Here is a 26,975-nt window from a genome sequence, read left to right on the forward strand (position 1 = left end):
TCTATAAAGGATGAGCAAAAAAATCCCTCTATCTGTAACAGATAGAGGGAAGGAGAAGCTTTACAATTATCGTTCATCACAAAGATAATAAAATACAGTTTAATAATCAGCGATTATGCCGCTTTTTTACTGATGCCGATAGAGCGAAACGCAGTTTTCAAATTGCTATTATGCTCAAGAATTTTTTGTTCAATTTTGGCATAGTCGTGCTTTAGCTCATCTTCCATTTCATGCAAGCGATCGGCATATTCTGTTTTTTTCAGCTCAATCGTTTTGGCTTTGAGTGCTTGCCATTCTTCAACAGTCTGCATAAAGGCATCATATTCAAACTTAATACGGTCTTGGAAGCTTTTCATGGCATGAGGAAGATCAAGACCGCCCACTGCTGCCGTATCAATCTGCTGCTGTGCCGCTTTAAATTGCATTTGTACTTCTGCATGCTTGATAGTGGTGTCATCAACGGTACGTAGCTCACTGGTTAAGCCCAGCTTCGATAGGCCAGCAATCAACCATTTAGTAGGATCATACTGCCACCATTTTACCCCGTTACGATAGTCGTATTGGAAGAAGTGATGGTAGTTATGGTAACCCTCACCCCACGTAAAGATAGCTAAGAAGAAGTTATCACGGGCAGTATTGGTATCCGTATAAGGACGCGTGCCAAACATATGACATAGCGAATTAATAAAGAAGGTAAAGTGATGCGTCAGTACCAGACGTAGTAAGCCTACGATGACCAAAGTACCCCAAACATCACCCAATAACCAACCGATCGCAGCGACTGCACCGATGTTCAATGCCGCAACCCAGAGACCATAATATTTATGCTGAATCTGTAAGGTTCTATCTTTGGTTAGGTCAGGGATATTTTTATAGTCAAATTTACCGCTAGGATAATTGCGTAGCATCCAGCCCATATGACTAAAGAAAAAGCCACGCTTTGCTGAGTACGGGTCTTCTAAGCGGTCATCGACATGACGATGATGCGTACGGTGACCAGAAACCCAATCAAACGCTGAACCTTGTACGGCAAAGGTAGAACCTAGCAATAAAAAGTTTTTGACGATTGGATGCGCTTTATAAGCACGATGCGATAGCAGGCGATGATAACCAGCGGTAATACTAATGCCTGTCCATACCATAAAGGCACCAAATACGCCCCAAACTGGCGCGCTAACATCATGAGTAAACAAATACCATGGTGTAATGATCGCAGCAGCAATAGGTGTGGCTACTAGAATAGTCGCTGGAATCCAGTTGATCGGCGCTTTGGTAAACTCAAACTCGCGCATATCAATGCTGTCTTCTTTAGTAGAGACATCTTGCTCTCCCGCAGCATGGGCGTAGTTGCGTTTGGCAACAGGCTGCTCATTAAGCGAGCTTGCAGTTTTACTCTCGTCAAAACGTGTCTTAAAACGTGTGGCTTGAGTGCTGGCGGCTTTGATAAGCGTATCACCAGATTTGATAGCGAAACGTAAGCCTTTAAGCGGTAAGCCAAGTGCTTTTTTTGCAATCATATAATATCCCTAGCGGTATTAATTTAAGCCTATATGATACCTTAAAAAATCAATAAAGTGAACAGTTATACACTGTAAAAATATTGCTAAATAACAATAACTTGTATTGATTATGGAATGTATTAACGAAAATAATGGATGACTTATCAGGCATTGAGGAGAAGTGTAAGTAACACCGTAGATATGTAGATGATTTTAAATAAATCAAATAAAGGCGATGCTTATTAACCCAGCAGTAAATGACTTGGATAATCAGTGATGATGACGTCAGCTTGCCATGCGATCAGCTGTTTAATCGTGTCAATATCATTGACCGTCCACGCACTCACTGGCAAGCCATAACGGTGGCTATGTTCAATGACTGCTCGACTAATAAGCGGATAGTGGATACCTAGCTGAATACAGCCAAGTTGCAAGGCGGTATCCGGCGCAGTCATTGAGACTTCAGGTGTGCGAATGAGCAAGCCGCGAGAGATATGCTTTAGTAATGGATGACGTTGTAAGCGAACATGTAGCTCTACATCAAAGCTGGTCAGCACAATGGGTAGTTTGGCAAGTGGGCTATCGATGAGGTTGCGTGTCAATGCTTTTACCAATTTAGCATAATCAGTACGGTCATGCGTTTTAATCTCCAGTTCAATATCAGTAAAGCCCTTTAGCAACGGTGCTACCTGCCCTAATGTCATAATCTGATGACCAAACTGCGAATGGCGTTGAATCTCAGTAAGATTTAACTGATCAACACGTGCTTGCTGACCACACATGCGTTGCAGCGTGTCATCATGAAACACGATTAAATGACCATCCGCGCTCAGTTGTACATCAAACTCAACCCCTGCTAGACCCTGAGTGTTGAGACGTTGAGCGTACTCAAAGCCTGAAAAGGTATTTTCTAATGCTTCGCCGCGCGCACCGCGATGACCCAATAAAAGCGTGTTTTCGAAATTTATCATAATTTATATGGTTGGTTAGTGATACGCGCAATCATATAGTGCTAAAACAACAGCGTCTAATAAAATTTGCTCGATAGAGCAATATTACTATGTGGTTCCTTTTATCCAAAAACCTTATAGATATGAGCTGCGCGAAATCTTAGAATAGGTTTACTGTCTGTCAAACATTCAACAGACCCTAGTTGATCGCGGTAGTCTAAAAGCGTATTTATAACGAATTCATAAGTATGTATTTGTTATGTTTTTGCAACTAAGTACAGGTTTTACCTATAATGAGGGGCGTTATTTGTATATCCATGGGCTACACTAATGAACATTTTATTTAAACACCGTATAATAATCTGGTTTTCAAACCTAGGGCAGCTAGGGTTGCGGTTTGAACATCAATCACTGTCCATCAGTGGCGGTACGTATTAGTAAATTGGGAGCAAAAGAAATATGAGCGTAGCAAATAAAAACGTGAGCAAGTGGTATAAAGTGGCTGGTATTGGCATGGTATGTGGTTTAGCGCTTGCTGGCTGTGATCGCTCAGAGAAGGAAGATACCACCGAGACGGCAGAGCTCACAGAGCAAGAGTCTGCGTCTACTGAAAACACCGCAGCTACTGCGGTGAGCTGTGATGACCCAATGGTACAAGATCGTCTCAAAACGGCTCTAAAAAACACGCTTAATCAACAAGCACAAACGCTGGCTGCCAACTACGCAAATGATGCAGAGATCAGTCTCGCTAGCGGCGCTATCACTAATAAAACCAACGGCATTGTGATTGATGTACAAAATGCTGCAGTCTTACAAGCAGCCAATGACAATGGTATGACGACTTGTCAGGCAAGCGTGAGCATGACGTTACCAAGCGAAGATTTGTATCAAGCCAGTCAAGTACAAGCAGCCAACAATCTGCCGAGCCTACAATCACGTTTAGCGCAAAATAACATTCGTATCAATAATAACATGTTGGTTGATGATGCCTTTACTTATGTCGTTGGTACTCAAGGCGGCCAAGTACGCACACGTATTGCTGGGCAGCCAGCATTGATTACTGTGGTCGCCGATGTGATGGCAGGTTCTGTATTTAAATCAGCGATGGATGAGCAGCGCGCCCAACGTAGCACTGAGCGCCGTGCAGCACAAAACGATGACAGTCAGTCAGCACCCGTTCGTCAGCCTCAAGTAGTCAAGCCAGTTGAGCCAATTCGTCCTACTCAGCCTGCCACGCCGCCGACTATTAACAATCCAAGCAGTAGTAATACGGATAGCAGCGCGTCAGCCACTCCTGAGGTTAAAACCCCATCCACACCAGCCGTACCGAAATCAGTACCTAAAGATGAAAGTATCGATATGGTCATTATTGAAGATGACAGCGCTACTTACTAATTAGTAAGATTTAAGCTGTTCTCGAACCATATTTTCGTTACTGAATAGTATCGCTTAGTCAATAAAAAGCCCGCAGTGTTAAGGTTGCGGGCTTTTTTATATTTTATGCTAGGGCTTGATTCTAAGATGTTATTTTAGCGTTTTAGTCCACTGAAGTAGTCCTGCGCAATTATTTTTTATCAGCGAATTTTTGTAATACCTGACTGTCCCATAAGACTTCAGAGACTTTGTTGGGATCTGTACAAAAGCGAGCAGCGACAAACAACCAATCCGATAAGCGATTGATAAAGCTCACGGCCGTACTGCGAATCGCTTGTGGACGCTCTTGCTGTAATAGCACTGCTTGGCGCTCAGCACGGCGACAGACCGTACGCGCAACGTGCAGTTGGCTGACCAATACCGAACCTGTGGGCAAGATAAAATCTTTTAGCGGCGGCAAGGTCGTATTCATCGAATCAATTTGCTGTTCTAACCATGTAATGTGAGTGGCATTGACGCCTTCATATTCTGGCATAGCCAGCTCACCACCGATATTAAACAATAAATGCTGAATGATGACTAACGCTTGAGAAAACTCTTTCTCTATAGATTGCCCTTTATTATGCTGTAATTGAGCGCGTACCAGACCAATGTGTGAGTTAAGCTCGTCGATATCACCCATTACGCTAAATAGATTGTCTGCTTTGCTGACGCGGCTGCCGTCTGCCATGCCAGTGCTACCGTCATCTCCAGTACGCGTATATATTTTGCTTAAACGATTGCCCATATCTAAATCCTTAACAGTTTTTATGATTGAATGATGTTAGTTGCGGGCTCATTGTAGTATTTTATGGCTGTTTTCGCTAAGATAATGGGTTAGGTTTTATGTTGCCGCTATTTTTACAGTTATAGCGACCATAGTCAGTACTGTTTAATACCCAAACATTGATTATATTTTTGTTTTTATTTTATCTATTTCATTTATATTAAAAGGCTTTTTAACCATGACCACACCACTTGCCGATGCGATGTCTCAGCTTGCTATTTATGACTCACTGACTGGCGGAAAACGTCAGTTTGTACCACTCAAATCAGGGCAAGTGGGCATGTATGTGTGCGGTATGACCGTTTATGATTATTGTCATATTGGGCATGCGCGGGTGATGGTTGGTTTTGACATGGTAGTGCGCTGGTTGGCTCAGTTAGGCTATGACGTTAATTATGTGCGCAATATCACCGATATTGATGACAAGATCATCGCTCGTGCCACCGAGAACGGCGAAGAGATTGGTACGTTAACGCAGCGTTTTATTGAAGCCATGCACGAGGATGCAACCGCTCTTGGCTGCGAGATGCCAGACGCTGAGCCGCGTGCGACTGATCATATCGATGATATGCAGCAAATGATTGAGACCTTGGTTACAGGTAATTATGCGTACGCAGGCGACAATGGTGATGTCTACTATGCCGTCGATAATTTTGCAGATTATGGTAAATTGTCTAAGCGTAATCTCGACGAGATGCAAGCAGGTTCACGTGTCGATGTCGAAAATGACAAACGCAATCCGTTTGATTTTGTCTTATGGAAGGCGGCAAAACCTAATGAGCCACAATGGGCGTCGCCATGGGGCCAAGGGCGTCCAGGTTGGCATATCGAATGCTCAGCGATGTCGACTAAGTGCTTAGGTAATACCTTTGATATTCATGGCGGTGGTCATGACTTGCAATTTCCGCATCACGAAAACGAGATAGCGCAGTCTGAAGCCGCGACTGGCTGTGAATACGCGCGTAACTGGATGCATGTTGGTTTCATTAATGTCGATGGCGAAAAAATGTCCAAGTCGTTGGGTAACTTTTTTACCATTCGTGACGTGATGGCAAAATATCTGCCTGAAACGGTGCGCTTTTTCTTATTATCAAGCCATTATCGCAGCCAAGTCAATTTTTCTGACAACGCATTGGATGAAGCACATAATAGCCTAAGCAGATTATATAATGCATTAAAATTGGCCGAACAACAAAAAGGGCAGACGCTCGTAGTCAGTGATACGCTGATAAAGGATGCTTATAGTAGCAGTGCTGGACAAGACTTTATCAAAGCCATGAACGATGATTTTAATAGTTCAACGGCGATCAGTGTATTGTTTGGGCTGGCGCGTGATATTAATAAAGCCATTAAAGCCGAAGAGGTAGACACTGCATGGCAATTAGCAGAGCAGCTCAAAGCGTTGGCACAGGTACTCAATATTTTACAGCAGCCAGTTCAACAGTTTTTGCAAGCAGTGATTGGTGAACTGGCGGATGATGGTTTAACCGATGACACTATCGATGGTTTAATCATTGAGCGTGCGGATGCCAAAACCAATAAAAACTTTGCGCGTGCTGATGAGATACGTGAGCAGCTAAAAGATGCTGGTATTGAGCTTGAAGACAGCCGTGCTGGCACGACATGGCGCCGCGCTTAAGGCAATCATGTTACAGAACACTCATATAGATAGTCATAAACTAAGTCAGCTTTGAGCTGGCTTTTTTTATAGGCTAAACTAGGGTATATCATCATTCTAAAAATGGTGCTAAGAACAAGATAAATTGCAGTCAAACCATAAAGATGAAGCTAAATTGGCTATGTAATCTATGTAAGAATAAGCTTTGTAGGCAAACTTCAAGAGATGCAAACATCAAGTGAATTAATGGCTTTTAAAATATGAATATTCTCAAAAAGAGCATTGTTGGCGGTCATTGTATAGCAACTGATACCGACGGTGACTACTATCCTAACGGCCAACGTTGGAATGTGCGCGCCAGTACTTTGTCATTACTATTAGTTTTTTTTATAGTCAGCATGAGTGCTGTGTTTGCATGCGCTAATGCCGCAAGCACTAGTGATATGCAAAGCGATAGCGAACAAGTTGATGATGAGCAGTCCAGCTCGTCATCGACTTCAGTCAGCAAGCCCGATAATCTGGCTGAATATGCCACTCAGAAAATCAATACAATTAAAGACGAAAGCCTCAGTATCTCTGGCGTTGCAGAAGAAATATTTGATCCTACCGAGCGTAATGCAGTAGAGCAAGCGGGTAATTTGCAGGGCGATTCTGGACTGACGGGTGAATACAATGAAAGTTATTATTTGCTAGACAAGCTCAATGTAGGCTTGCCGCCATTGTCTGAACTGCCAAATTTAACCACGCCACTAGCGACTTTAGAGTTTTTTCAGTCAGCGGTCATGAAGCAACAATACGACTTGGCTGCTTATGCACTCAACATGAATTTAATCGATCAGAAAATTCAGCGTAACCACGCGCTTGAGTTATCAAAACGGTTGGATTTTTTGTTAACGGAAAAAGAGCTTTACGTCTTTGATGATCTGCCAGATCGCCCAGATGGTTTAATCGAGCCGCCACTTGGCAATACCAGTAGTATCATGGGTATCCCTAGACGTTCGATTCAGCTAGGCTATATCGACTATCGTGAGCGCCGTGTTCCCATCTATTTGCAACGAGTACGGGTTGGTGAAGCTGCGCCTATTTGGGTGTTTTCTGCACAGACCGTTGATAATATTGACAATCTCTATGAGCAATATCATCCAGCGGAATTTGAGCGTTATTTACCTGGGTGGTTAAAACTTAAGATTTTTAGTATCGCACTATGGGAGTTTTTGGCATTAGCACTGTTTTTCTTAGTGACCATGGGAGTAGGGTGGTTACTCAGTAAAGGCACGGAAAAAATCATCAGCCGTTATATCGACGATGAAAAATACAGCAATTATGTTGGTAGTACGAATGGCGTGGCAGATTTGGTTAATAAGCTGACCGTGCCGTTGACTTTTACCATCAGTTTTTTGCTCGTCTTTACTTTGGTGTCAGGCGGCTTTCCTTATTTGGATGCGGTAGCTTCATCGACTCGTCCGCTTATCTGGATTGGGCTAGTGTTTAGTACCTTATGGCTTGGCATCCGCGTGATTAACTTTTTTGCTAATCGCTATCAAAGCCTACAAATTGAAAATCTGGCTGAAGAGCACTTTGATAAAGAGCGCCGTCGCCGTACTTATGTATCGATATTTCGCCGCGTCTTTATTTTTGTCATGATTTTGGGCAGTATTTGGATTGGTCTCAGTGAATTTGCCAACATGGAAGGCCTTGGTAAGACGCTATTGACCTCGGCTGGTATCGCAGGCGTGGTCATTGGAATTGCCGCGCAGCCGATACTGGGTAACATTATTGCTGGGGTACAGGTGGCCGTGACCCAGCCGGTACGAATTGGCGACAGTGTGATAATGGATGGCAACTTTAGTACCGTTGAAGACCTGCGTTATACGTATGCGGTACTCAAAACATGGGATGAACGTCGATTAATCGTGCCGATGCGTGAACTGATCACCGAAATGGTAGAAAACTGGTCACATACCGAAGTACATCAGACCTGTCCTGTGTTTTTATATGTCGATTATGGTGCAGATATTGATGCCATTCGCCAGCAATTTATATCGGCGGTTAAAGACAATAAGCTTTGGGACAACAAAACTGAGCCTGAAATGTTTGTCGTTGAGGTGACTGCCAACATTATTCACCTGCGCGGCGCTGTTTCAGCGGTAGGTCCTATAGAAGCATGGACACTGGCCTGTGAGATACGTGAGCAGATGTTGAATTACTTATATAGCAAACAAAAAGCTTATCTGCCTGCTGAACGTTTGATATTGAAGGGTCAAGACCAGTAACCAACGATTGAGTGTATTTTCTATGCTTTTAAATAGCTGGGCTTTACAGATGTCGATATTGATAGACAAGCGCTAGCAAAATAAGCTGACAAATATAGCATGCGATTTGTCTGATTATTTGTTATAATATGGCGTTATTTTTAAGGGATAAATGAGCGATTAAGAGTAGGGGCGCGCTATATTTGTGCAAACTTATTAGCATCAATCAATGGCAATTTTCGAGTGTCTCTGTTTGTTTAATCACAAACACCGGCTGGTTCATTGCTGATTATCTAAAACTTTGTGATACGAGCTCTTTAATTTTAAGACTTTAGCTTCATAAAGTCATATCGGTGATTTTGGTTGATTGTCTTAATGCCAAAAATATCCCACCCATCAAAATAACCACCACTAGGGGTCTGTATGTTGCGAATTGTCGATGAAGCCTTAACCTTTGATGACGTTTTATTGTTGCCAGCTTATTCTGAAGTCTTGCCAAAAACTGCCGATCTGACTACCCGTTTGACCAAAAATATCACGCTGAATCTACCGCTGATTTCTGCCGCGATGGATACCGTGACCGAATCTGAAATGGCCATTACGATGGCACAGTTAGGCGGTATGGGTATCTTGCACAAGAGCATGGATATCGCCAAGCAAGCCACACAAGTACGTCGCGTCAAAAAATTTGAAGCAGGTACGGTCGTAGATCCGATCACTGTGCATCCAGAGATGACGATTGGTGATCTGCTACAGCTGACGCAAGATAATAATATCTCAGGCGTACCTGTGGTAGAAAGAGGTACTGATAATGTCGTGGGTATTGTGACTCACAGAGATTGGCGCTTTGAAACCAATCTGTCTTTGCCAGTCAGCAAAATCATGACGCCAAAAGATCAGTTGGTCACAGTACATGAAGGTGAAAGCAATGAAAACATCAAGCGTCTGCTACATGAACACCGCATTGAAAAAGTCATTGTTATCGACGATCATTTCCGCTTACGTGGTTTGATTACGGTTAATGATTTTGCAAAAGCTGAAAACAATCCAAATGCTTGTAAAGATGAGCAAGGTCGTCTACGTGTTGGTGCTGCTGTTGGTACTGGTGCAGATACCCAAGCGCGTGTTGAAGCGTTAATCGCTGCTGACGTCGATATCATCGTGGTTGATACCGCACATGGTCATTCAAAAGGCGTGATTGATAAGGTGTCTTGGATTAAAAAGCACTATCCACACGTACAAGTCATCGGTGGCAATATCGCAACAGGTGATGCTGCACTTGCACTACGTGATGCAGGCGCTGATGCGGTAAAAGTCGGTATTGGCCCTGGTTCTATCTGTACGACGCGTATCATCGCTGGTATCGGTGTGCCGCAAATCTCAGCCATCGATAACGTCGCTAGCGCATTAAAAGACAGTATTCCACTGATTGCTGATGGCGGTATTCGCTATTCAGGTGATATGGCAAAAGCCATCGCCGCTGGTGCTTCGTGCATCATGGTAGGCTCATTGATGGCTGGTACTGAAGAAGCGCCGGGTGAAGTTGAGCTGTTCCAAGGTCGTTACTACAAAGCTTACCGCGGTATGGGTAGCCTTGGTGCGATGTCAGGCTCAAATGGCTCATCAGATCGTTACTTCCAAGATGCTAAAGATGGCGTAGAGAAATTAGTACCAGAAGGTATCGAAGGCCGAGTTCCTTATAAAGGTCCAGTTGCTGGTATTGTTAATCAGTTGGTTGGCGGTTTGCGCTCATCAATGGGTTATACTGGCTCTGCGACCATCGAAGATATGCGTACCAATCCGCAATTCATTAAGGTGACATCGGCGGGTATGAAAGAGTCGCATGTCCATGATGTTCAAATCACTAAAGAAGCACCGAACTATCGTGTGAATTAAAAGGTCTTTTATAATCCTGCATTACGTCAACGATAGCTATTTTGCAGGGCTGCAGTGACCTTAAGATACAAACAGCCAACAATGCCTTGTTATTGTTGGCTGTTTTTTTTGTAAAATACACAAGCGGATTATAATAATAACTACTTAGACTGTTTATACGTTATTGTTTGCGTATTCGTCTGGTTTTCACTCTTAGATTTGGGAGCATACATAATGAGCTACTTTGGCACCGATGGTATTCGCGGAAAATTCGGTGAGTCGCCGATCACACCAGACTTTATTTTAAAGTTGGGCTATGTGACGGGATGTGTGCTGATAGAGAATAATGACAATCCTGCTCGCAAGCCAAGCGTGGTCATTGGTAAGGATACGCGGCTGTCAGGCTATGTTATCGAAGGGGCATTGCAAGCGGGGTTTAATGCGGCTGGTGTTGATGTGCATATGCTTGGACCATTACCCACACCAGCGATTGCGCATTTGACCCGTAGTTTTAATGCAGATGCTGGGGTGGTTATTTCAGCGTCGCACAACCCTTACTATGATAACGGTATCAAGCTGTTTTCAGGTGATGGCAAAAAGCTGACTGATGAGATGCAAAACTCTATTAATGACAAGCTAAAAGCGATTATGAGTGCCTCTGAGGCGGACAATAACGTGATCATGCCTATTCTTGATCCTGCACAATTGGGGAAAAACAATCGAATTAATGATGCCAAAGGTCGCTATATCGAATTCTGTAAAGGCAGTTTTCCCTATCAGTACGACTTGAGTCATCTGACTGTCGTTGTAGATTGTGCCAATGGTGCAGGCTATAGCGTGGCACCGAGAGTCATGCGTGAGTTGGGTGCCAATGTGATTGCTATTAACAATACGCCTGATGGCATCAATATCAATGCCGACTGCGGCTCTACCCACCCTGAAGGCTTACAGAAAGCAGTGATTGAGCACGAGGCAGATGTCGGTATCGCACTAGACGGTGATGGTGATCGTATTGTGATGGTTGATGAGGCTGGTAATCTGGTCGACGGCGATGGCATTTTATACGTACTTGCTACCCAAGGTCAGACTAAGGCGAAAGGTGTGGTTGGTACGCTGATGAGTAACATGGGCTTAGAGCTGGCGCTCAAAGCGGCAGATATTAAATTTACGCGTGCAAAAGTAGGCGATCGTTATGTGATGCATGAGCTTGAAGCGAATGGCTGGATACTGGGCGGCGAACCATCGGGTCATATTCTATGTTTAGATAAGAGTCGTACGGGTGATGCCATTATCGCCGGCTTGCAAGTGCTTGCGGTGATGGAAGCACGTGGTAAAGCGCTAAGTGATTTGACCGAAGGCTTTGAAAAATTGCCACAAAAACTGGTCAATGTGCGCTTAAGTAAAATGCAAGATCCGTTTGAGCATGAAGAGCTGGTTGCTGCTTTTGCAAAAGCACAGGCCACTTTAGAGGGTCGTGGTCGTCTGCTCATTCGCCAATCAGGTACAGAACCTATGATACGTGTGATGGTTGAGTCGGATGATGAAATAGAATGTGATGTATTGGCAAATGATTTGGCTGACCATATCAAAGCAGTATTGGGTTAAAGTGATAATGTAGTTATATTAAAATAAGGAATATTTTATGAGCATGGATTTTACCGATCAGCGTTTGTCATACGAAAAAGGTGAGCTTGATCAACAGTCCGTCCCAGACTCTCCATTTGAGCTACTAAAAGAATGGATGAATGAGGCAATAGCACAAAAGGTGCAAGAGCCTTATGCGATGAGTCTGGCGACGTGCGGTGCTGATAATAAACCTAGCGTGCGCATCGTACTTATGCGTGAGATTACTGAAAATGGTGTGGTGTTTTATACCAACTATGAAAGCGCTAAAGGTCAAGATATTGCCGAAAACCCGAATGTCGAAGCGCTATTCTTTTGGCACGAGCTGGAGCGTCAAGTACGTATTAGTGGCAGCATTGCTAAAATCGATGCTAATAAGTCAGCTGCTTACTTTCAAAAGCGCCCTCACGACAGTCAAGTGGGTGCATGGGTCAGTCAACCGCAAAGTGGCGAGGTTGCTGATCGTGAAGTGATGCAAGCCAAGTTTGATGAGCTGCAAAACCAGTATCCAGAAAGTAGCCAAGTGCCAACACCAGAGTTTTGGGGTGGTTACGAGATTAGCATTCATGAGATTGAGTTTTGGCAAGGTCGTGCCAATCGTATGCATGACCGTATTGTCTATACTAAAGACAATGGTGAAAGCTGGACTACCAAGCGCCTTTTGCCTTAAACATATTTGCTGTTTATATTTAGATATAAGCAGAGAGTGATTTCTTAGGTGCTGTTGCTGCTCTAAACAGCAACAGCACCTAATTTTATTAAAAGCTTTATGGTATAAGCTCGAGTACTTGCGACTTTTTTAGCTTTCCTGGGAAGTTTCCTGTAAATATACGGCAATATAAAGTTTTGTCGTTCTCTAAGTATGTTGAAGAATCAAGTTTGATGCTATAGATGTATTGATCTGAAAGTGTGTCAGCAGTAAGTTTGGTGTTTTTAGGAATATTGCCGCTCAAATAATTATTCGAAGAGTAGTCAGGAATGTATTTATCATCATAGATTCGTTTATCGTTGATACAATGTATATAACTCCCTGTATTTCTAGTTGATTCACGTATTGAAAAATTAGCTTCTGATAAAAAAGTTATTTCATAATATGATGATGTCCGTTTAAACTCGACCAATTGAACTTCCGTATTTTTATGATTTTTTATGCACCCTGATAAAATGAGTAAAGCACTTAACCCTATTATCTTATTCCGCATTATCATTCCTTTCATATAGTCAATTTATCATAAACTGACTATAAACATACGCAGCATCAAAAATGATGAATAGTAGCAAGCAAATATCCTTTTACCTTTCGTTTCTTTGAGTATCGACATCGACCGACACCGACATACCGGGGCGCAACTGAGCAAGCTCAGGTTGTCCTTGCTCCAAATCTATTCGTACCGGAATACGCTGAGCGATTTTAATATAGTTGCCAGTCGCAGGGTTTGATGCGCCTGCGCTAAATTCACTGCCAGTCGCTGGTGAAATATTACTGACATGACCACGAAATTTAACGCCGCTCAGCGCATCGACATGAATAGTCGCAGGCTCACCGACAGTCATATTTGCCACTTGGGTTTCTTTAAAATTGGCGATAATCCACACGCCTTTTGGTACCACATACATGAGCTGTGTGCCCGCGCTGACATATTGCCCCGCTTTGACGCTGACTTGACTCAGTTGTCCTGATTCAGGGGCAGTAATAATCGTATTGTCTAAATTAATCTGTGCTTGCTTAGCAACTGCTTCTGCATTTTTAATATTGGCATCGAGTGATGAGCGGCTACCACTAGTTTTTTTGCTAGCCTCAAGGGCGACTTGTAAATTGGCTTCTGCTTGCTGCACGCTCGCTTGTGCTTGAGCGAGCTGAGCTTGGGCATGAGCAACTTCTGCTTTGGATACTGCGCCAATCGCATCAAGTCCTTGATAGCGCTTTACATCTTCGCGTGCACTATCAACGCTGACTTTGGCACTATATAAGTCCGCTTTACGTGCTTCGATTTGTGCCTGACTGGTGCCCGTATCTTGCGCATTGCTTGAGCGGTCGGTCATAGCGACTTCGATATTGGCTTGTGCTTGTTCGAGCTGCTGCAAAAAGGCACGGTCGTCTATCTTGACCAATAAATCACCTGCTTGTACATTTTTAAAATCTTGCACTGCCACTTCTGTGACATAGCCAGAAACTTGCGGGCTGATAATCGTTGTTTGACCTTTTACAAAGGCATTATTAGTCTGCTGAACCGTAGGCGTAAAGGGCGGTAGCTTCCATGCATAAAGAATCAAAAGGACGCCAATAATGATTAGTGCAATCAATAAGCCTAGATTAAAGTAAGATTTCTTTTTAGGCGACCAACCTGTAGCGTCAGGAATAGGCTCTTTTGGCGGCATTGGCGTTTCATCAGCATCAGCAACGGACGTTATTACCGAGTCCTCTGTTTTCGGTACGGTCACAGTATCATCATTTTTCGATTGGTTTAGAGGCGTCTCTATTGCTGCTGCCTTGGATGATGTCTGATTTTTTTTAGCAGTATTTTGGGTGGCATCTTGAGCAGTGTCTTGATTATGGCCATCAAGATCATTTAATTTGTCTTCGCTCATGATGCGCTCCTAATGAGATTAGTAAACATAGTGGATAACTTTTTAAAATATAGTAATTAGCATAAGAAGAAAAGGTAACAGCAACAAATCGATATGATTATCACCTGTTATTTTTTGCCCATCATTTCTGCCAATGTGGCAAGTTCTTTACCAAGTGGATTGCGTTTATGATAAAGGTAATAAAAATAAACCATCAATAAATATAGCGCGGTGATGGTGGCGCTCACCGCCATCAAAAAGAATAAATCGTCATAAGCGGCGACCGTTGCTTGACGTTGCACACCCTGTAGCATCTGGGTCATCGTAGCAGGATCAGTGGTATTCATTGAACTGACCATATCGGCATAATGCATCTGAGTACGAATGGTGGTAAATGCTTGAATACCTGCCGCGCCTGCCAAACCGCCGATCGTTTGTGAAATACCAAAAATCACCGAAAAGCTAATAATATAGGCAGGTCCGTTAGCAATGGCGCGAAACATACCTTCAAATACCATTGGTCCCATAAAGTAAACGGCAGCAAAAGCGATTATAAACTGACTGAAATAGAACATATAAGGGGCAGAGTTCAGCGACACACCCGTATCTATCCATGCACCAATCGCAATCAATGCAACCGCAAAAATCACTGGTCGGCGCAGATCCGTCGCTTTGGTGGTAAAAATGCTAATCACTAATGCCAGTATGCTAGCCACTAAGATGATGGCATAAAAAACAATCAGCTGGTCATTACCATAACCAAGGTTTGCTAATAATCCTGCGGCGCCCACACTTTGCTCAGACAGCAAAATACGCATAACGGCACCAGTAATCATAAAGGCAATAATGGTGCGGCTACGCATCCAGCGCACTTGTAACATAGGGTTTTTGCGGTGCGTCTCAATCCATAAAGCAATCGAGATAGTCACGACGGCAATGATCAATGGATAGCTAAGCCAAGGCATTGTCCACCATTGAATTCTACCTTGTACTAAAAATACCGATAGGGCGGCAAGACCACTGGCAAAAAAGCCAAAACTCACCAAATCAAGTTTTTCAAAGACCTTTTCAGTGTTGCCCGGTGGTAGCTCAAGAATGTTAATAAGCCCAAAGCAAATCAGCGATAATCCCACTTGAAATAAAAATAAACCTTCAAGCTGACCATCAACGGCTAAATAAGGCGAGATAATCCGTGACAGTGGAATGCCAAACTGCACCAAGCCGAACCCCAATATCAGTCCGCTGATACGCCGAGCAGTTGGCATGCCTTGTAGACAATAAAAAATAGACAATACCGTCATTGCACTAGCCACCACACCACTAAAGCCACGGGCGAGCAGTTCTAAATAATAAGGCTCAATGCTAACCCCAATCGTCGTACTGAGTAGATTGCTACTGACCAACCACTGCATACTGGTGGCTGCCAATAAAAAGAACAAAGTGATTTTGCTAAATAACGACATGCCAAATTGCTGGCGAATTTTGTACAGCAGCACCGTGACACAAGCATTGGTCATATTGTAAGCGACTGATATCCAGCCACCTTCTACTGGTGTTAAGCCCATTTCACCTTGGATTTGAGTGAGATTCGCGACCAATAGACCATTCTGAAAGCTGGCAGTTAAGCCAATAAATATTCCAATCAGTAAATAAAATACTTTACGGTGCACAGGGTGATCAGGGGTGGCAGGCGAGCCAAGCATGAATGGTCGTTCATGGGGCTTAAACTGGTATTCAGTACTCATGGATGGATAATCTGCGTAGAGGGATAAAATGGTGTATAGCCGTTGTTAAACAAGCATCGCGCTCGTCGGATAGTCATGAAGCTCAAGACGTTCAAAGTCATTTAATAAAAAGCCATTTAATAAAAAGCCATTTAATAAAAAGCCATTTAGTAGACTGATAAAACCAAAAAAGTATTCTAAACCCTGTTTTGAATATTTTATCATAATTTTTGTTGAGCATTTATCACGCATAACTAACGCATTGAAAATCAAGTTAAAAGATAGATGCTGCTGTCTGTCAATGATAGACGATAAGAAACACAGTGCTATAGTCAGAGCACTTTTAAACCGCTACGGTGTTACCCACCCTAGATGTACTCAGTGTACTATCTGCGGTCGGTCGCCTTGTAGCGATTCTAAAATTCCTTGACTATATGTCACATAGCTACGACTCAGGTCATTTTTGCCCATAAAAAACAGCTCTATAAAGAGCTGTTTTTTTATACATTAAATAGTCGATAAACAGTTAGACCATGGTACTAAATAGAGTGATCATGATTCGCCTCTAAACGCATGCTGCGCTGATAGCTATCAAGACTGGCAAGTTGTAAAGCATACTGCTTGATATGCGGATAATCATCTAACGCTTCGCGCTTAGCCAGCATGATTAAGTCAAAAGACAGCATAAAATCAGCACCGCTTAGCTTATGACCAACGATAAATGGCTTATCTGCAACTTCCTCGTTTAGATAGCTCAACAGTCTGTGTTTTTCTTGACTGATATAACCATCTAAAAACTCGTTATCGACGATACCGGCTTTTTTGGTAAATAGCTCCAGTAATAACGGCAACATGAGCGAGCTTTCAGCAAAGTTAATCCATTGCAGATAATGTCCATAGTCTAAGCTATCAGTTGCAGGACGTAAGCGCTCTGGCGCAAATCGCTCAATCAATAACTCAGTGATTGCACCCGACTCGGCATAAAGTTGACCATCCATCTCGATAACCGGAGATTTACCGAGTGGATGTACCGCCTTTAAACTGTCTGGTGCCAAATGAGTATTAGGATCGCGTTGATGACTAATGATCTCATAAGGCACGCCCAGCTCTTCTAAAAGCCATAAAATACGTAATGAGCGAGACTGGTTGAGATGATGTAAGCGAATCATGATAGTGGCCTTTTTGCATGGTCTATTATATTAACGTTAGAAAGATATTAACCTTTCAGCTTAGTGATTAAGCGCTTGGCAGCTTCTTCTGATGAAGCTGGGTTTTGCCCAGTAATCAGCAAGCCATCTTCGACCACAAATGATTCCCAATCAGCGGCTTTTTCATAGTTACCACCATTGGCTTTTAGTGCATCTTCTACTAAGAATGGCACGACATCTGTGAGACCAACGGCGTCTTCTTCTGAATTGGTAAAGCCAGTCACTGTTTTGCCTTTGACTAAATACTCACCGTCAATTTTGACATTTTTAAGAGCGGCTGGAGAATGACAAACAAAGGCGACAGGTTTGTCTTGTTTGACGAAAGTCTCAATCAAATTGATCGAATTTTTATCAACTGCCAAGTCCCATAGTGGACCATGACCGCCTGGATAAAAGACTGAATCAAAATCTTCAGCGTTCATATCAGCGAGTTTTTCAGTATTGGCAAGATGCTTTTGAGCATCGCTGTCTTCTTTAAAGCGCTTGGTATCTTTCGTTTGCGTGTCTTCAGTATCGCTGCTCGGATCAAGCGGCGGTTGCCCGCCAGCAGGAGAAGCAAGTGTCACATTGACACCCGCATCGATAAAAGCGTAATAAGGCGCGGCAAATTCTTCTAGCCAAAAGCCCGTTTTTTTACCAGTATCGCCTAACTTATCATGTGAGGTTAGTACCATTAAAATATTCATAGTCGTCCTTATTTATTATTAATGTTGTCTTTAAATCATGGATTGTTAGCAGTCATGCTTAATTAATCATCTGTAATCAATATGAGTATTTGCAATGACTGCTAGCTGTATTCATAGAACAGTATTCATGGTTGAGAGGTCATTTTCAGTGGTTGTCTTAGCAAGTTATGTTGTTAAGTCGTTATTTGCGATTCAACCAACTGATAACCATTGGCTCTGTTATTCAATATCAGAAACTTTAACCACTGTTTTACCAAAGTTATCGCCATTTAACATGCGCACAAAGGCATTTGGTGCATCGTCTAAGCCTTCAGCGATATATTCTTTGGTTTTAACATCGCCTGACTCGACCCATTTACTCATGGTTTTTAAGAACTCTGGGAAGTGATCGCCATATTCTTCAAAAATAATGAATCCTTTGATGGTGAGACGACGGCTTAGAATGTTGCCCATTAATACGCCTAGACGATCTTTACCATCAGGCAGCTCGGTGGCGTTGTATTGCGAGACCAAACCACAGACTGGGATACGTGCATGAGCATTTAATAATGGCATAACGGCATCAAACACTTTGCCACCGACGTTTTCGTAATAGATATCGATGCCATCTGGGCACGCCGCTTTTAATTGCTCGGCAAAGTCATCCGCTTTATGGTCAATACAGACATCAAAGCCTAGCTCATTGACAGCAAAGTCACATTTTTCTTTGCCACCAGCCACACCAACGGTACGTAAGCCATATTGGTTGCCAACTTGACCTACTGTTGCACCAACGGGACCCGTTGCGGCAGCGACGACCAAAGTTTCCCCTTTTTGCGGCTTACCGATGTCGGTCAAACCCATGTAACCGGTAAAGCCTGGCATACCTAGTACGCCTAAACCATAAGAGGGATTTGACATGTTTTTGTCAAGCTTTAAGACGCCTTCGCCATCACTGACGCTATAGTCTTGCCAGCCTGAGTTTGAGACCACTAAGTCACCCACAGCAAATTTGTCGATATTGGATTCAACGACTTGGGCAACCGTTCCACCCATCATGACATCACCCACTTCTAGCGGATCAGCATAGCTTTTCGCATCGCTCATACGTCCACGCATGTATGGATCTAAGGATAAGTAAACGGTACGCAGCAGCATTTCATTGTTATTTGGCGATGGGATATCGCTGGTTACCATATCAAAGTTTTCAGCTTTTGGTTCACCTGTTGGACGGCTTGCCAATTTAATTTGACGGTTTGTTTTTTGATTTTGTTGTTTATCAAAGCTCATTATCAGATTCCTTTTCTATTTATTGATTTTAAGATTCTATTGATTTTAATATTTACTGGTTTTGATATTTAATGGTGAATGGAGTAGTTACTCAGTGCTGAGCAACTACTATAAATAGCATAACAATATGTGTTTCTTATTACGGTGGTGTTTTTATTAAGCAGCTTTGCTACTAATAGCACGTTGTAGAATACGGCGTGACACTTCTAAATCATTGTTGCTATGCTCGCCTAACTGAACCATGTTGTGCGTTTCAAGCTGCTTGATAATTGGGTCAATAGCTGACTCATCAAGTTCTGCATCTTCTAAACTGACGGGCAAGCCAAGGTCGCGGAAGAAGTTTTCAGTGTAAACAATGGCAGTTTCAATGACAGCGTCTTCGTCTTGATGAGTATCATCGAGCGTAATATTCCATACGTTACGTGAATACTGAAGCAATTTTTCTTTTTTACTTTCTTTTAGCTCACGCATCACTGATGGCAATAAGATAGTTAATGTACGTGCATGATCGATGCTGTGTAACGAGGTTAGCTCATGACCGATCATATGTGTCGTCCAGTCTTGCGGTACTCCTGCACCGATTAGACCATTGAGTGCCATTGTCGCTGTCCACATAATATTCTTACGAGTTTCTAAGTTCTCTGGATCTTGTTTAACGATACGACCTTCATCAATGAGGATTTTCAGCAAGCTCTCAGCAAAGGCATCTTGCACTTTGGCATTGACTGGATACGTTAGGTACTGTTCCATGACATGGACAAAGGCATCCGCAACACCATTCATCACTTGACGCTCAGGTAATGTCAGTGTTTTGATTGGATCTAATATTGAGAACTTAGGGAAGGCAAGTGCGTTGCCAAATGGTAGCTTAGCTTGACGTTCACTATAATTGATGACGCCGCCTGAGTTCATCTCAGAGCCAGTGGCTGGAATGGTCAAAACAGCACCCAAATCGATGGCAGAATCAATGTCTCTGCAATAGCTGGTTAGTGCGTTCCATGCTTGTTCGCGTGAGACAGTCGTGCCATCTTCTTCAGTAAGTGACGATACCAATGCCACAAATTTACTACCATCAATGACTGAGCCACCACCGATCGCTAGCAAAAAGTCAATATTGTGTTCATTGACCATGTCTGCTGCTTTTAAAAGCGTCGTGAATTCTGGATTGGCTTCAATACCACCAAATTCGAATACGGTACGTGTACCGCTTGCAGCCAAGGCTTCTTTTACTTCGTCTAGCGTACCTGTGCGCTGTGCCGAACCGCCACCATAAGTGATAAGCACACGGGCATCAGTCGGTACCAATTCTGATAGTTGTTTGATTTGACCTTTACCAAAGACGATACGTACTGGATTGTAATATTGGAAGTTATTCATAGTATTCCTAAAATTATTAAATATTTGTGTTGGGCGTATGGGGTGCAAAAATCTCAGTGGCAAATTAGCCATTCGTTTTTGCAACTGTGGGCATTGTACATTAAATAGACCAGTCGTCTAGTAATTTTTACAAAACTCTCTTATAACTCAATTTTTTGCTTTAGATATAGGGAAGTATAAATGGCTAAAAAGCGTTTAACGCACGGGATTAGCGTCCCAATTGAGAAGTGGTCATCTGCCATACTTCTGCAAGCGGTGTATTGGTTTGGCTAATCTTGGCGATTAAACTGGCACCAAGCCAAGCAAAATACCAACGTTTTGCCATGCTCTCGGCCGCGATATTGTCAGGTTGTGGTACAGAGTCATCCGCCCAGCCTGCTTTGATTTGTTCGGCAAGCCAGCTGATGGTCTGCTGGTAACCAGCATTCAGTGTGATGCGCATAGGTTCAGACAGATCTGCAACCTCAGCGCTGAGCTTAACCACCAAGCACTTCTCATGATCACAGCCATTTTGCTGGGTGTCATACCAGCTTTGAAAGTAATCATAAATCTTTTGCTGAGCATTAACTTTTTGACGACTAATGGTGTCTAAGCGTATCTTATAGTCAGTAAAATAATGACTGATGATAGCTTCACCGAACGCTTCCTTTGAGGCAAAATAATGGTAAAAAGAGCCTTTAGGAATACCGGCTGTGTCTAGTATTTGTTTGATACCGACGGCAGTAAAACCTTTTTTGGAAATCAGTTGATAGCCTGTTTCTAACAGATGCGTTTTGGTATCTGGTGGGATTGTGGTTGAGGCCGCAGACATAATGGTAATGTCCTCCTATATTTTTTATGAATGTATTTCAGAGATAAGGTATGGCGAATAATGCTACTTAGCGCGCTATTAACAATTATTCATGATACTTTCTATGGGTCGATGCAGATTTTTATTGTTGCTTATAATTGTTGCTTATAATGAGTGCTTATTGTCAGGGTTGATATGGTCACGTTACGTTTTTTCAACAATACTTGCTGACAAAATACGCTTATTTGTATGAGGTCTATGGTAGCATTAGACCAGTCGTCTAGCAAGTTTCGTTTTGATGTGCTTAATCAAATGTCGCGAGCGCAGGCTATTTAATATAAATAACTGTGTTAAGGGTTATTTTTTATCTGCCTCAATTTGCTAGCCATACTGTTTTATTGACAACCAACATAACATCCATAAAATAAATGAGAAAAATTATGTCACCTGATACCGATAATACCAAAGCCAATGCCTATAATGATTTCCACCTACAGTACATTGCAGGGGAATGGCAAATTGGTCAAGACGATAGCGTCAATACCAATACCAACCCCTACAATGGCGATACACTTGTAAAGATTCAGCAGGCGACAGAAGCGCAGCTTAATGAAGCTTATCAAGCAGCAAGTGCGGCACAAAAAGAGTGGGCACAGCAAACGCCAGCGACACGAGCAGGTGTACTATATAAAGTGGTTGAGATTTTAGATCAGCGCCAAGATGAAATCGTCGATTGGCTCATTAAAGAGTCGGGCAGTACCCGTGTTAAAGCCATGGTTGAGTTTGCTGCTACCCGCGCCATTACCCTTGAGGCTGCGACTTTCCCCAGTCGTGTACACGGCGAGATTCGTCCCTCTAATACCCCTGGCAAAGAAAACTTTGTTTACCGTGAGCCCATCGGTGTCGTCGCTGTCATTAGTCCGTGGAACTTTCCATTACATTTGACCCAACGTTCTATTGCACCAGCCTTAGCACTTGGTAACGCTGTGGTACTCAAGCCTGCGAGTGATACCCCAGTGACTGGTGGTTTGCTGCTAGCAAAAGTATTTGAAGAAGCAGGTTTACCAAAAGGCTTGCTCAATGTGGTTGTTGGCTCAGGCAAAGAGATAGGAGATGCGATCGTTGAACACAAAACCCCAAGCTTTGTATCATTTACTGGCTCTACTTCAGTCGGTAAGCGCATTGGCGAGTTGGCCAATGGCGGCGACTACATTAAACAAGTAGCGCTTGAGTTGGGTGGTAACAGTCCATTTGTGGTACTAAAAGACGCTGATATTGAGCAAGCGGTCAAAGCAGCAGCCTTTGGCAAATTCTTACATCAAGGTCAAATCTGTATTGCTATTAATCGTATTATCGTTGAAGACGAGATTTATGATGACTTTGTTGAGCGTTTCTTGGCACACGTTAAAACGTTAAATGTCGGCGATCCGAGCAAACAAGACACGGCGGTTGGTCCGATTATTAATAAAAAACAAGTCGAATCGTTGAAAGAGAAAATCGCTAATGCGCAGCAAGAAGGCGCAAAAATGATATTAAGTGGTGAGATTAAAGGACAAGTTGTACCGCCGCACATCTTTACTGAAGTGACGCGCGAGATGGATTTGTCACGTAATGAGGTATTTGGACCATTGGTCGGTATCATCCGTGCCAAAGATGAAGATGATGCGTTATCGATCGCCAATGACTCAATGTTTGGTCTGTCGAGTGCGGTATTTACAAAAGATATGGCAAAAGGCATGCGCTTTGCTCGCGGTATCAGAGCAGGCATGACACATATTAATGATATTTCAGTCAATGATGAAAGTAACTTGCCATTCGGTGGCGAGAAAAACTCAGGTATTGGTCGTTTTAACGGTGAGTGGGTGCTAGAAGAGTTCACTAGAACGCACTGGATATCTATGCAACATGAGCCACGTGAGTATCCATTTTAAGCGATGTATATTTTCAATGCTCTAAATTAAAGTTTTAATAATAAAAAAGCCTGCAAATAAGCGGGCTTTTTTTATGGGAACGTTGAAAGTGTGATTATTTAAGGTGAAAGCCTAGCAAACCTTGTATCTCCTCGACGGTCATATGTCTAACGAGCGCCTGATCTTCTACCGACAAGCGATTGGTGTGCTCTTTTATCATAGTATGGATGCTACGAGCGACCTCAGAGGTGCTAGCATAATACATTTGCGGCTCTTCTTTGGTGAGTTTCATCAAAAACTTATCGATGATTTTGCGCTTTTCATGGGAAGCGTGTTCTTGAGTCATGACATTCTCCTAATTATAAACCATCTAAGCAGTCAGCTCAGTGATAGTCAATGCTTATGGCTATTATAACGCAGATAACAACGAGGATAGCGACTTAAGTTGAACGGGTAACACGCTCTATACTGTGTGTCACATTCTAAAATATTATAGTTTAGACTCAGCTTCAAGTGAGCGCGTTTAACTACTTGGGAATCGAGAGTATGTCAAATCACCAATCAGACAACGCATCAAATAAGTCAGTCAAAAAAGCGGTATTGGTCTTATTTCATAACGATTTGCGCATAGAGGACAATGAAACGTTAGTCAAAGCGGCGACATTGGCTAAAAGTAATCAAGGCAACCTGATGCTTATCTATGCTGATTTTTTGGCTGATTGCATTCAATCGAGAGAGAGCCGTCAAGCTTACCACTTTAATGAGAGGGGCGCTGCTCGTCAGCAGTTCTTGTCTGAGAGCTTGGCTGATTTGGATCGATCGCTTCAGCGCCTTGGTAATCGATTGCTGTATCTGTCGCCAAGCTATTCATCAAAGAGTCAGCTGTCACCAGATAAGGTGGAGTCTGCCTTAAACGCCTTTACTCAGTTATGCCAGCTCATTGAGCAGCAACAAGTCACCGATATCTGTGTCAGCCACACGGCAGATTATAATCAAAATAAAGGCTATGCTGCCTTGCAGAGCAAATATCCGCAGATAATATGGCACAGGCAATCAACCCATACGCTATTTGCTGATTTACCGACACAAGACCTGCCCAAAAGCTTTACCCAGTTTCGTAAAAAGGTTGAAGCAAGTCATGATTTATTGAATGCTGACGACGACGTGGCTGTTTCTCCTACGCCAAAGTCGCTACCGCCAATGCCTGATGCGTTGATAGGTCATAGTAAATACCTTTTTAAAACACAACCATCTGATGAGCAAGCGCTTAGTTTTAAAGGTGGTGAAACAAATGCAATGCTTCATTTAACTCACTATTTTGATTCTGCTGCGCCGCGCACTTATAAAACCACACGTAATGCACTGGATGACTGGACGCATTCCACTAAATTCTCGCCTTGGCTGGCAAATGGTTGTTTGTCTGTGAAAATACTATTGAATCGCTTACGTCATTATGAGCGTGAGATTATCGCCAATGAGTCAACGTATTGGATATGGTTTGAGCTGCTGTGGCGCGAGTATTTTTATTGGTATGCGATTGAGCATGGTAGCAATCTGTTTTTGTTTAAGGGGATTGGTCATCAATTACCAGCTACTTATTTTGACGATCAGCGTTTGCAGCAATGGCAGCACACCATATCCTATCGTCAATGCCTGCATGAATCAGCTAAAGCAAACAGGGTATATGTCCAATCGTGGCAGACAAATCGTTGCTAGCTGCTTTATCCATGAGCTGGGTTTAGACTGGCGTCACGGTGCAACCTATTTTGAGCAGCATCTTATCGATTATGATGTCGCAAGTAATTGGGGGAATTGGCAATATCTAGCGGGCGTAGGCGCTGATCCAAGAGGATGTCGGCAATTTAATCTTCGCAAGCAAACCCAGCAATACGATCCCAATGGTGAGTTCATTGATAAATGGCAAGGCGGTCATGTAAGTTAAAGCAGTTTGTGGATTTTAGATCATAAATGCTGAATAGCACGTTTTAAACCGCTTAATAGTCTTATCAGCGGTTGTTTTTTATGCTAATAGCAAACCGTTATAATGAGTTATAAAATTATCACTATTGTATAACTTATAACATTCATCTAAAATGAATCTTTAGGTTAAACTCTATTCACATGCTTCTAAGAAGACTGCCATGCAATCGATCAACTTACCCAGCAAGCCGCCCAGCTCTCCGCATCCTATTCTGAATTTGAGCTTTCGAATATTTTTTAGTGCTGCCGCGCTATTTGCTGTGATAACGATGCTGCTATGGTCTTTTGTATTTACTGGTCATACAGATATTGACGCACAAGCACTGAACCCATTGTATTGGCACGGTCATGAGATGGTCTATGGTTATGCCTTGGCGGTCATTGCAGGATTTCTCCTCACGGCAGTGAAGACGTGGACAGGGGTAATGATGCCGCATGGTTATAAGCTGCTGGCTATATTTGGCTGTTGGCTGCTGGCACGTTTGAGCTGGGCAGGTTTTGGGCTTGGTATGACGGTTGCGGGTAGCAGTATATCGTTGTTATATATCGCCGCAGTATTTGACTTATTGTTTATCGCTTCGATGGCATTTGTGATATGTCGAGCGGTATTACAGGTCAAGCAGTATAAGCAAATGGGTATCTTAGCGAAACTGGCATTATTGACCGTTGGCAATGGAATCTGCTACTGGGGTATTATCAATGCCGATATGAGTATGACTAAAATAGGTATTTATCTAGGGTTTTATTTAATTATCGGTTTGGTGCTGACCATTGGTCGCCGCGTGGTGCCATTCTTTATTGAACGTGGTCTGAGTCTTGGAACGACGGAAGTCATCAAGTTGCGCAATAGTAAAGTACAGGATATTGCGAGTTTATTGTTTTTCTTAGCGTTTTTTATCAGTGACTTGTTTTATCCTAATAAGTATCTGCTGACTATTACGGCACTTGGCGTAGCAGTGGTTAATATCGTCCGTTTGGTAGGCTGGTATCATCGCGGTATCTGGCAAAAGCCATTGCTTTGGTCATTATATGTTGCATTTTTGGGCATGTGTTTGAGTTTTCTGCTGTATGCGCTGCAACCATGGTTGGGCTATACTCATAGTATTGCGATGCATGGGCTTGCCATTGCAGGCGTTGGTATGATGACCGTAGCGATGATGACGCGGGTATCGCTTGGTCATACGGGACGCAGCATTCATCAGCCGCCCAAGACGGTGAATATTATGTATGGTCTGATGGTATTGGTATTTGTCAGTCGCGTGCTGTTGCCGCTTGCCGATATGAGTCACTATCTATTATGGATCATGATTGCCCAAGGGGCGTGGATTGCTTGCTTCGTGCTATTTTGCATCAGTTATTTGCCGATGCTGGCACGTCCTAGACCTGATGGTTTGTTTGGTTAGAGCCTGTAGAGCCGTTATAATGCTATCGCCAAAATAATAGGGG

Annotated in this window: 22 protein-coding genes; 10 read left to right on the plus strand and 12 right to left on the minus strand. The window is 43.0% G+C overall.

Annotated elements, in window-relative coordinates:
- Window positions 1–113: 113 nt before the first annotated feature.
- Both I3252_RS00110 and I3252_RS00115 read right to left on the minus strand, forming a co-directional pair.
- On the minus strand, window positions 114–1,292 hold the full coding sequence (locus I3252_RS00110) for a fatty acid desaturase (RefSeq protein ID WP_201555084.1): 1,179 nt from the start codon (window positions 1,290–1,292) through the stop codon (window positions 114–116).
- Between the two features lie 449 nt (window positions 1,293–1,741).
- Window positions 1,742–2,470, minus strand: coding sequence for a glycerophosphodiester phosphodiesterase (locus I3252_RS00115; RefSeq protein ID WP_201554003.1), 729 nt, complete (start codon window positions 2,468–2,470; stop codon window positions 1,742–1,744).
- A gap of 438 nt (window positions 2,471–2,908) precedes the next feature.
- Between I3252_RS00115 and I3252_RS00120 the strand changes: the two genes are divergently transcribed.
- The gene (locus tag I3252_RS00120; protein WP_238033827.1) at window positions 2,909–3,844 is read left to right on the plus strand and encodes a hypothetical protein; all 936 of its coding nucleotides are present in this window, start codon (window positions 2,909–2,911) and stop codon (window positions 3,842–3,844) included.
- Window positions 3,845–4,013: 169 nt separating this feature from the next.
- Here I3252_RS00120 and I3252_RS00125 read toward each other — a convergent pair whose 3' ends face one another.
- Window positions 4,014–4,610, minus strand: coding sequence for a cob(I)yrinic acid a,c-diamide adenosyltransferase (locus I3252_RS00125; protein ID WP_238033829.1), 597 nt, complete (start codon window positions 4,608–4,610; stop codon window positions 4,014–4,016).
- Between the two features lie 217 nt (window positions 4,611–4,827).
- Here I3252_RS00125 and cysS point away from each other — a divergent pair, with 217 nt between their 5' ends.
- From cysS to pdxH, 5 genes are all read left to right on the plus strand, one after another.
- Window positions 4,828–6,288, plus strand: coding sequence for a cysteine--tRNA ligase (cysS, locus tag I3252_RS00130; protein ID WP_238033830.1), 1,461 nt, complete (start codon window positions 4,828–4,830; stop codon window positions 6,286–6,288).
- 239 nt (window positions 6,289–6,527) lie between these two features.
- Entirely contained in the window at window positions 6,528–8,540 is a 2,013-nt protein-coding gene (locus I3252_RS00135; protein WP_238033831.1) for a mechanosensitive ion channel family protein, read from the plus strand.
- A 402-nt stretch (window positions 8,541–8,942) separates the two neighbouring features.
- Complete coding sequence (gene guaB, locus I3252_RS00140; RefSeq protein ID WP_045454296.1) at window positions 8,943–10,415, plus strand: IMP dehydrogenase; 1,473 nt, start codon at window positions 8,943–8,945, stop codon at window positions 10,413–10,415.
- Window positions 10,416–10,628: 213 nt separating this feature from the next.
- Window positions 10,629–11,999, plus strand: a complete 1,371-nt coding sequence (glmM, locus tag I3252_RS00145) for a phosphoglucosamine mutase (RefSeq protein ID WP_201553999.1) — start codon at window positions 10,629–10,631, stop codon at window positions 11,997–11,999.
- Window positions 12,000–12,042: 43 nt separating this feature from the next.
- The gene (gene pdxH / locus I3252_RS00150) at window positions 12,043–12,687 is read left to right on the plus strand and encodes a pyridoxamine 5'-phosphate oxidase (RefSeq protein ID WP_238033977.1); all 645 of its coding nucleotides are present in this window, start codon (window positions 12,043–12,045) and stop codon (window positions 12,685–12,687) included.
- Window positions 12,688–12,784: 97 nt separating this feature from the next.
- Here the strand turns inward: pdxH and I3252_RS00155 are convergent, their stop codons facing one another.
- The 8 genes from I3252_RS00155 to I3252_RS00190 form a co-directional block, all read right to left on the minus strand.
- Window positions 12,785–13,219: a hypothetical protein gene (locus I3252_RS00155; protein WP_238033832.1), complete on the minus strand. Its 435-nt coding sequence runs from the start codon at window positions 13,217–13,219 to the stop codon at window positions 12,785–12,787.
- A gap of 91 nt (window positions 13,220–13,310) precedes the next feature.
- Window positions 13,311–14,606, minus strand: coding sequence for an HlyD family secretion protein (locus I3252_RS00160; RefSeq protein WP_238033833.1), 1,296 nt, complete (start codon window positions 14,604–14,606; stop codon window positions 13,311–13,313).
- Between the two features lie 107 nt (window positions 14,607–14,713).
- Window positions 14,714–16,330, minus strand: a complete 1,617-nt coding sequence (locus tag I3252_RS00165; protein ID WP_238033834.1) for an MFS transporter — start codon at window positions 16,328–16,330, stop codon at window positions 14,714–14,716.
- 518 nt (window positions 16,331–16,848) lie between these two features.
- The gene (locus tag I3252_RS00170) at window positions 16,849–17,478 is read right to left on the minus strand and encodes a glutathione S-transferase (RefSeq protein WP_238033835.1); all 630 of its coding nucleotides are present in this window, start codon (window positions 17,476–17,478) and stop codon (window positions 16,849–16,851) included.
- 47 nt (window positions 17,479–17,525) lie between these two features.
- Window positions 17,526–18,203 carry a type 1 glutamine amidotransferase domain-containing protein gene (locus I3252_RS00175; RefSeq protein WP_045446333.1) on the minus strand — a complete coding sequence of 226 codons (678 nt, stop codon included), beginning with the start codon at window positions 18,201–18,203 and terminating at the stop codon, window positions 17,526–17,528.
- A gap of 219 nt (window positions 18,204–18,422) precedes the next feature.
- Entirely contained in the window at window positions 18,423–19,472 is a 1,050-nt protein-coding gene (locus I3252_RS00180; protein ID WP_238033836.1) for an NADP-dependent oxidoreductase, read from the minus strand.
- Window positions 19,473–19,628: 156 nt separating this feature from the next.
- Window positions 19,629–20,849, minus strand: coding sequence for an iron-containing alcohol dehydrogenase (locus I3252_RS00185; protein ID WP_238033837.1), 1,221 nt, complete (start codon window positions 20,847–20,849; stop codon window positions 19,629–19,631).
- Between the two features lie 208 nt (window positions 20,850–21,057).
- The gene (locus I3252_RS00190; protein WP_238033838.1) at window positions 21,058–21,660 is read right to left on the minus strand and encodes a TetR/AcrR family transcriptional regulator; all 603 of its coding nucleotides are present in this window, start codon (window positions 21,658–21,660) and stop codon (window positions 21,058–21,060) included.
- Window positions 21,661–22,079: 419 nt separating this feature from the next.
- On the opposite strand from I3252_RS00190, the gene I3252_RS00195 reads away from it, so the two are divergent.
- Entirely contained in the window at window positions 22,080–23,570 is a 1,491-nt protein-coding gene (locus I3252_RS00195; protein ID WP_238033839.1) for an aldehyde dehydrogenase family protein, read from the plus strand.
- A gap of 94 nt (window positions 23,571–23,664) precedes the next feature.
- On the opposite strand, the gene I3252_RS00200 is transcribed toward I3252_RS00195, so the two are convergent.
- On the minus strand, window positions 23,665–23,895 hold the full coding sequence (locus I3252_RS00200; RefSeq protein ID WP_045446342.1) for a hypothetical protein: 231 nt from the start codon (window positions 23,893–23,895) through the stop codon (window positions 23,665–23,667).
- Between the two features lie 200 nt (window positions 23,896–24,095).
- Here I3252_RS00200 and I3252_RS00205 point away from each other — a divergent pair, with 200 nt between their 5' ends.
- From I3252_RS00205 to I3252_RS00215, 3 genes are all read left to right on the plus strand, one after another.
- Window positions 24,096–25,265, plus strand: a complete 1,170-nt coding sequence (locus tag I3252_RS00205; protein WP_238033840.1) for a deoxyribodipyrimidine photo-lyase — start codon at window positions 24,096–24,098, stop codon at window positions 25,263–25,265.
- Window positions 25,207–25,491 carry an FAD-binding domain-containing protein gene (locus tag I3252_RS00210; protein ID WP_238033841.1) on the plus strand — a complete coding sequence of 95 codons (285 nt, stop codon included), beginning with the start codon at window positions 25,207–25,209 and terminating at the stop codon, window positions 25,489–25,491. The genes I3252_RS00205 and I3252_RS00210 overlap by 59 nt, the downstream gene beginning before the upstream one ends.
- 199 nt (window positions 25,492–25,690) lie before the next feature.
- A complete protein-coding gene (locus I3252_RS00215; RefSeq protein ID WP_238033842.1) occupies window positions 25,691–26,932 on the plus strand; it encodes an NnrS family protein in 1,242 nt (413 codons plus the stop codon).
- Window positions 26,933–26,975: the final 43 nt, after the last annotated feature.

The sequence above is a fragment of the Psychrobacter sp. Ps4 genome, from assembly GCF_022129285.1.
In the GTDB taxonomy this organism is placed as follows: domain Bacteria; phylum Pseudomonadota; class Gammaproteobacteria; order Pseudomonadales; family Moraxellaceae; genus Psychrobacter; species Psychrobacter immobilis_A.

What these genes read in the sequence shown, in the direction of transcription:
- I3252_RS00110 (WP_201555084.1), bottom strand. Translation starts at nt 1,292, where the DNA reads ATGCGCGAGTTTGAGTTTACCAAAGCGCCGATCAACTGGATTCCAGCG.
- I3252_RS00115 (WP_201554003.1), bottom strand. Translation starts at nt 2,470, where the DNA reads ATGATAAATTTCGAAAACACGCTTTTATTGGGTCATCGCGGTGCGCGC.
- I3252_RS00120 (WP_238033827.1), top strand. Translation starts at nt 2,909, where the DNA reads ATGAGCGTAGCAAATAAAAACGTGAGCAAGTGGTATAAAGTGGCTGGT.
- I3252_RS00125 (WP_238033829.1), bottom strand. Translation starts at nt 4,610, where the DNA reads ATGGGCAATCGTTTAAGCAAAATATATACGCGTACTGGAGATGACGGT.
- cysS (WP_238033830.1), top strand. Translation starts at nt 4,828, where the DNA reads ATGACCACACCACTTGCCGATGCGATGTCTCAGCTTGCTATTTATGAC.
- I3252_RS00135 (WP_238033831.1), top strand. Translation starts at nt 6,528, where the DNA reads ATGAATATTCTCAAAAAGAGCATTGTTGGCGGTCATTGTATAGCAACT.
- guaB (WP_045454296.1), top strand. Translation starts at nt 8,943, where the DNA reads ATGTTGCGAATTGTCGATGAAGCCTTAACCTTTGATGACGTTTTATTG.
- glmM (WP_201553999.1), top strand. Translation starts at nt 10,629, where the DNA reads ATGAGCTACTTTGGCACCGATGGTATTCGCGGAAAATTCGGTGAGTCG.
- pdxH (WP_238033977.1), top strand. Translation starts at nt 12,043, where the DNA reads ATGGATTTTACCGATCAGCGTTTGTCATACGAAAAAGGTGAGCTTGAT.
- I3252_RS00155 (WP_238033832.1), bottom strand. Translation starts at nt 13,219, where the DNA reads ATGCGGAATAAGATAATAGGGTTAAGTGCTTTACTCATTTTATCAGGG.
- I3252_RS00160 (WP_238033833.1), bottom strand. Translation starts at nt 14,606, where the DNA reads ATGAGCGAAGACAAATTAAATGATCTTGATGGCCATAATCAAGACACT.
- I3252_RS00165 (WP_238033834.1), bottom strand. Translation starts at nt 16,330, where the DNA reads ATGAGTACTGAATACCAGTTTAAGCCCCATGAACGACCATTCATGCTT.
- I3252_RS00170 (WP_238033835.1), bottom strand. Translation starts at nt 17,478, where the DNA reads ATGATTCGCTTACATCATCTCAACCAGTCTCGCTCATTACGTATTTTA.
- I3252_RS00175 (WP_045446333.1), bottom strand. Translation starts at nt 18,203, where the DNA reads ATGAATATTTTAATGGTACTAACCTCACATGATAAGTTAGGCGATACT.
- I3252_RS00180 (WP_238033836.1), bottom strand. Translation starts at nt 19,472, where the DNA reads ATGAGCTTTGATAAACAACAAAATCAAAAAACAAACCGTCAAATTAAA.
- I3252_RS00185 (WP_238033837.1), bottom strand. Translation starts at nt 20,849, where the DNA reads ATGAATAACTTCCAATATTACAATCCAGTACGTATCGTCTTTGGTAAA.
- I3252_RS00190 (WP_238033838.1), bottom strand. Translation starts at nt 21,660, where the DNA reads ATGTCTGCGGCCTCAACCACAATCCCACCAGATACCAAAACGCATCTG.
- I3252_RS00195 (WP_238033839.1), top strand. Translation starts at nt 22,080, where the DNA reads ATGTCACCTGATACCGATAATACCAAAGCCAATGCCTATAATGATTTC.
- I3252_RS00200 (WP_045446342.1), bottom strand. Translation starts at nt 23,895, where the DNA reads ATGACTCAAGAACACGCTTCCCATGAAAAGCGCAAAATCATCGATAAG.
- I3252_RS00205 (WP_238033840.1), top strand. Translation starts at nt 24,096, where the DNA reads ATGTCAAATCACCAATCAGACAACGCATCAAATAAGTCAGTCAAAAAA.
- I3252_RS00210 (WP_238033841.1), top strand. Translation starts at nt 25,207, where the DNA reads ATGAATCAGCTAAAGCAAACAGGGTATATGTCCAATCGTGGCAGACAA.
- I3252_RS00215 (WP_238033842.1), top strand. Translation starts at nt 25,691, where the DNA reads ATGCAATCGATCAACTTACCCAGCAAGCCGCCCAGCTCTCCGCATCCT.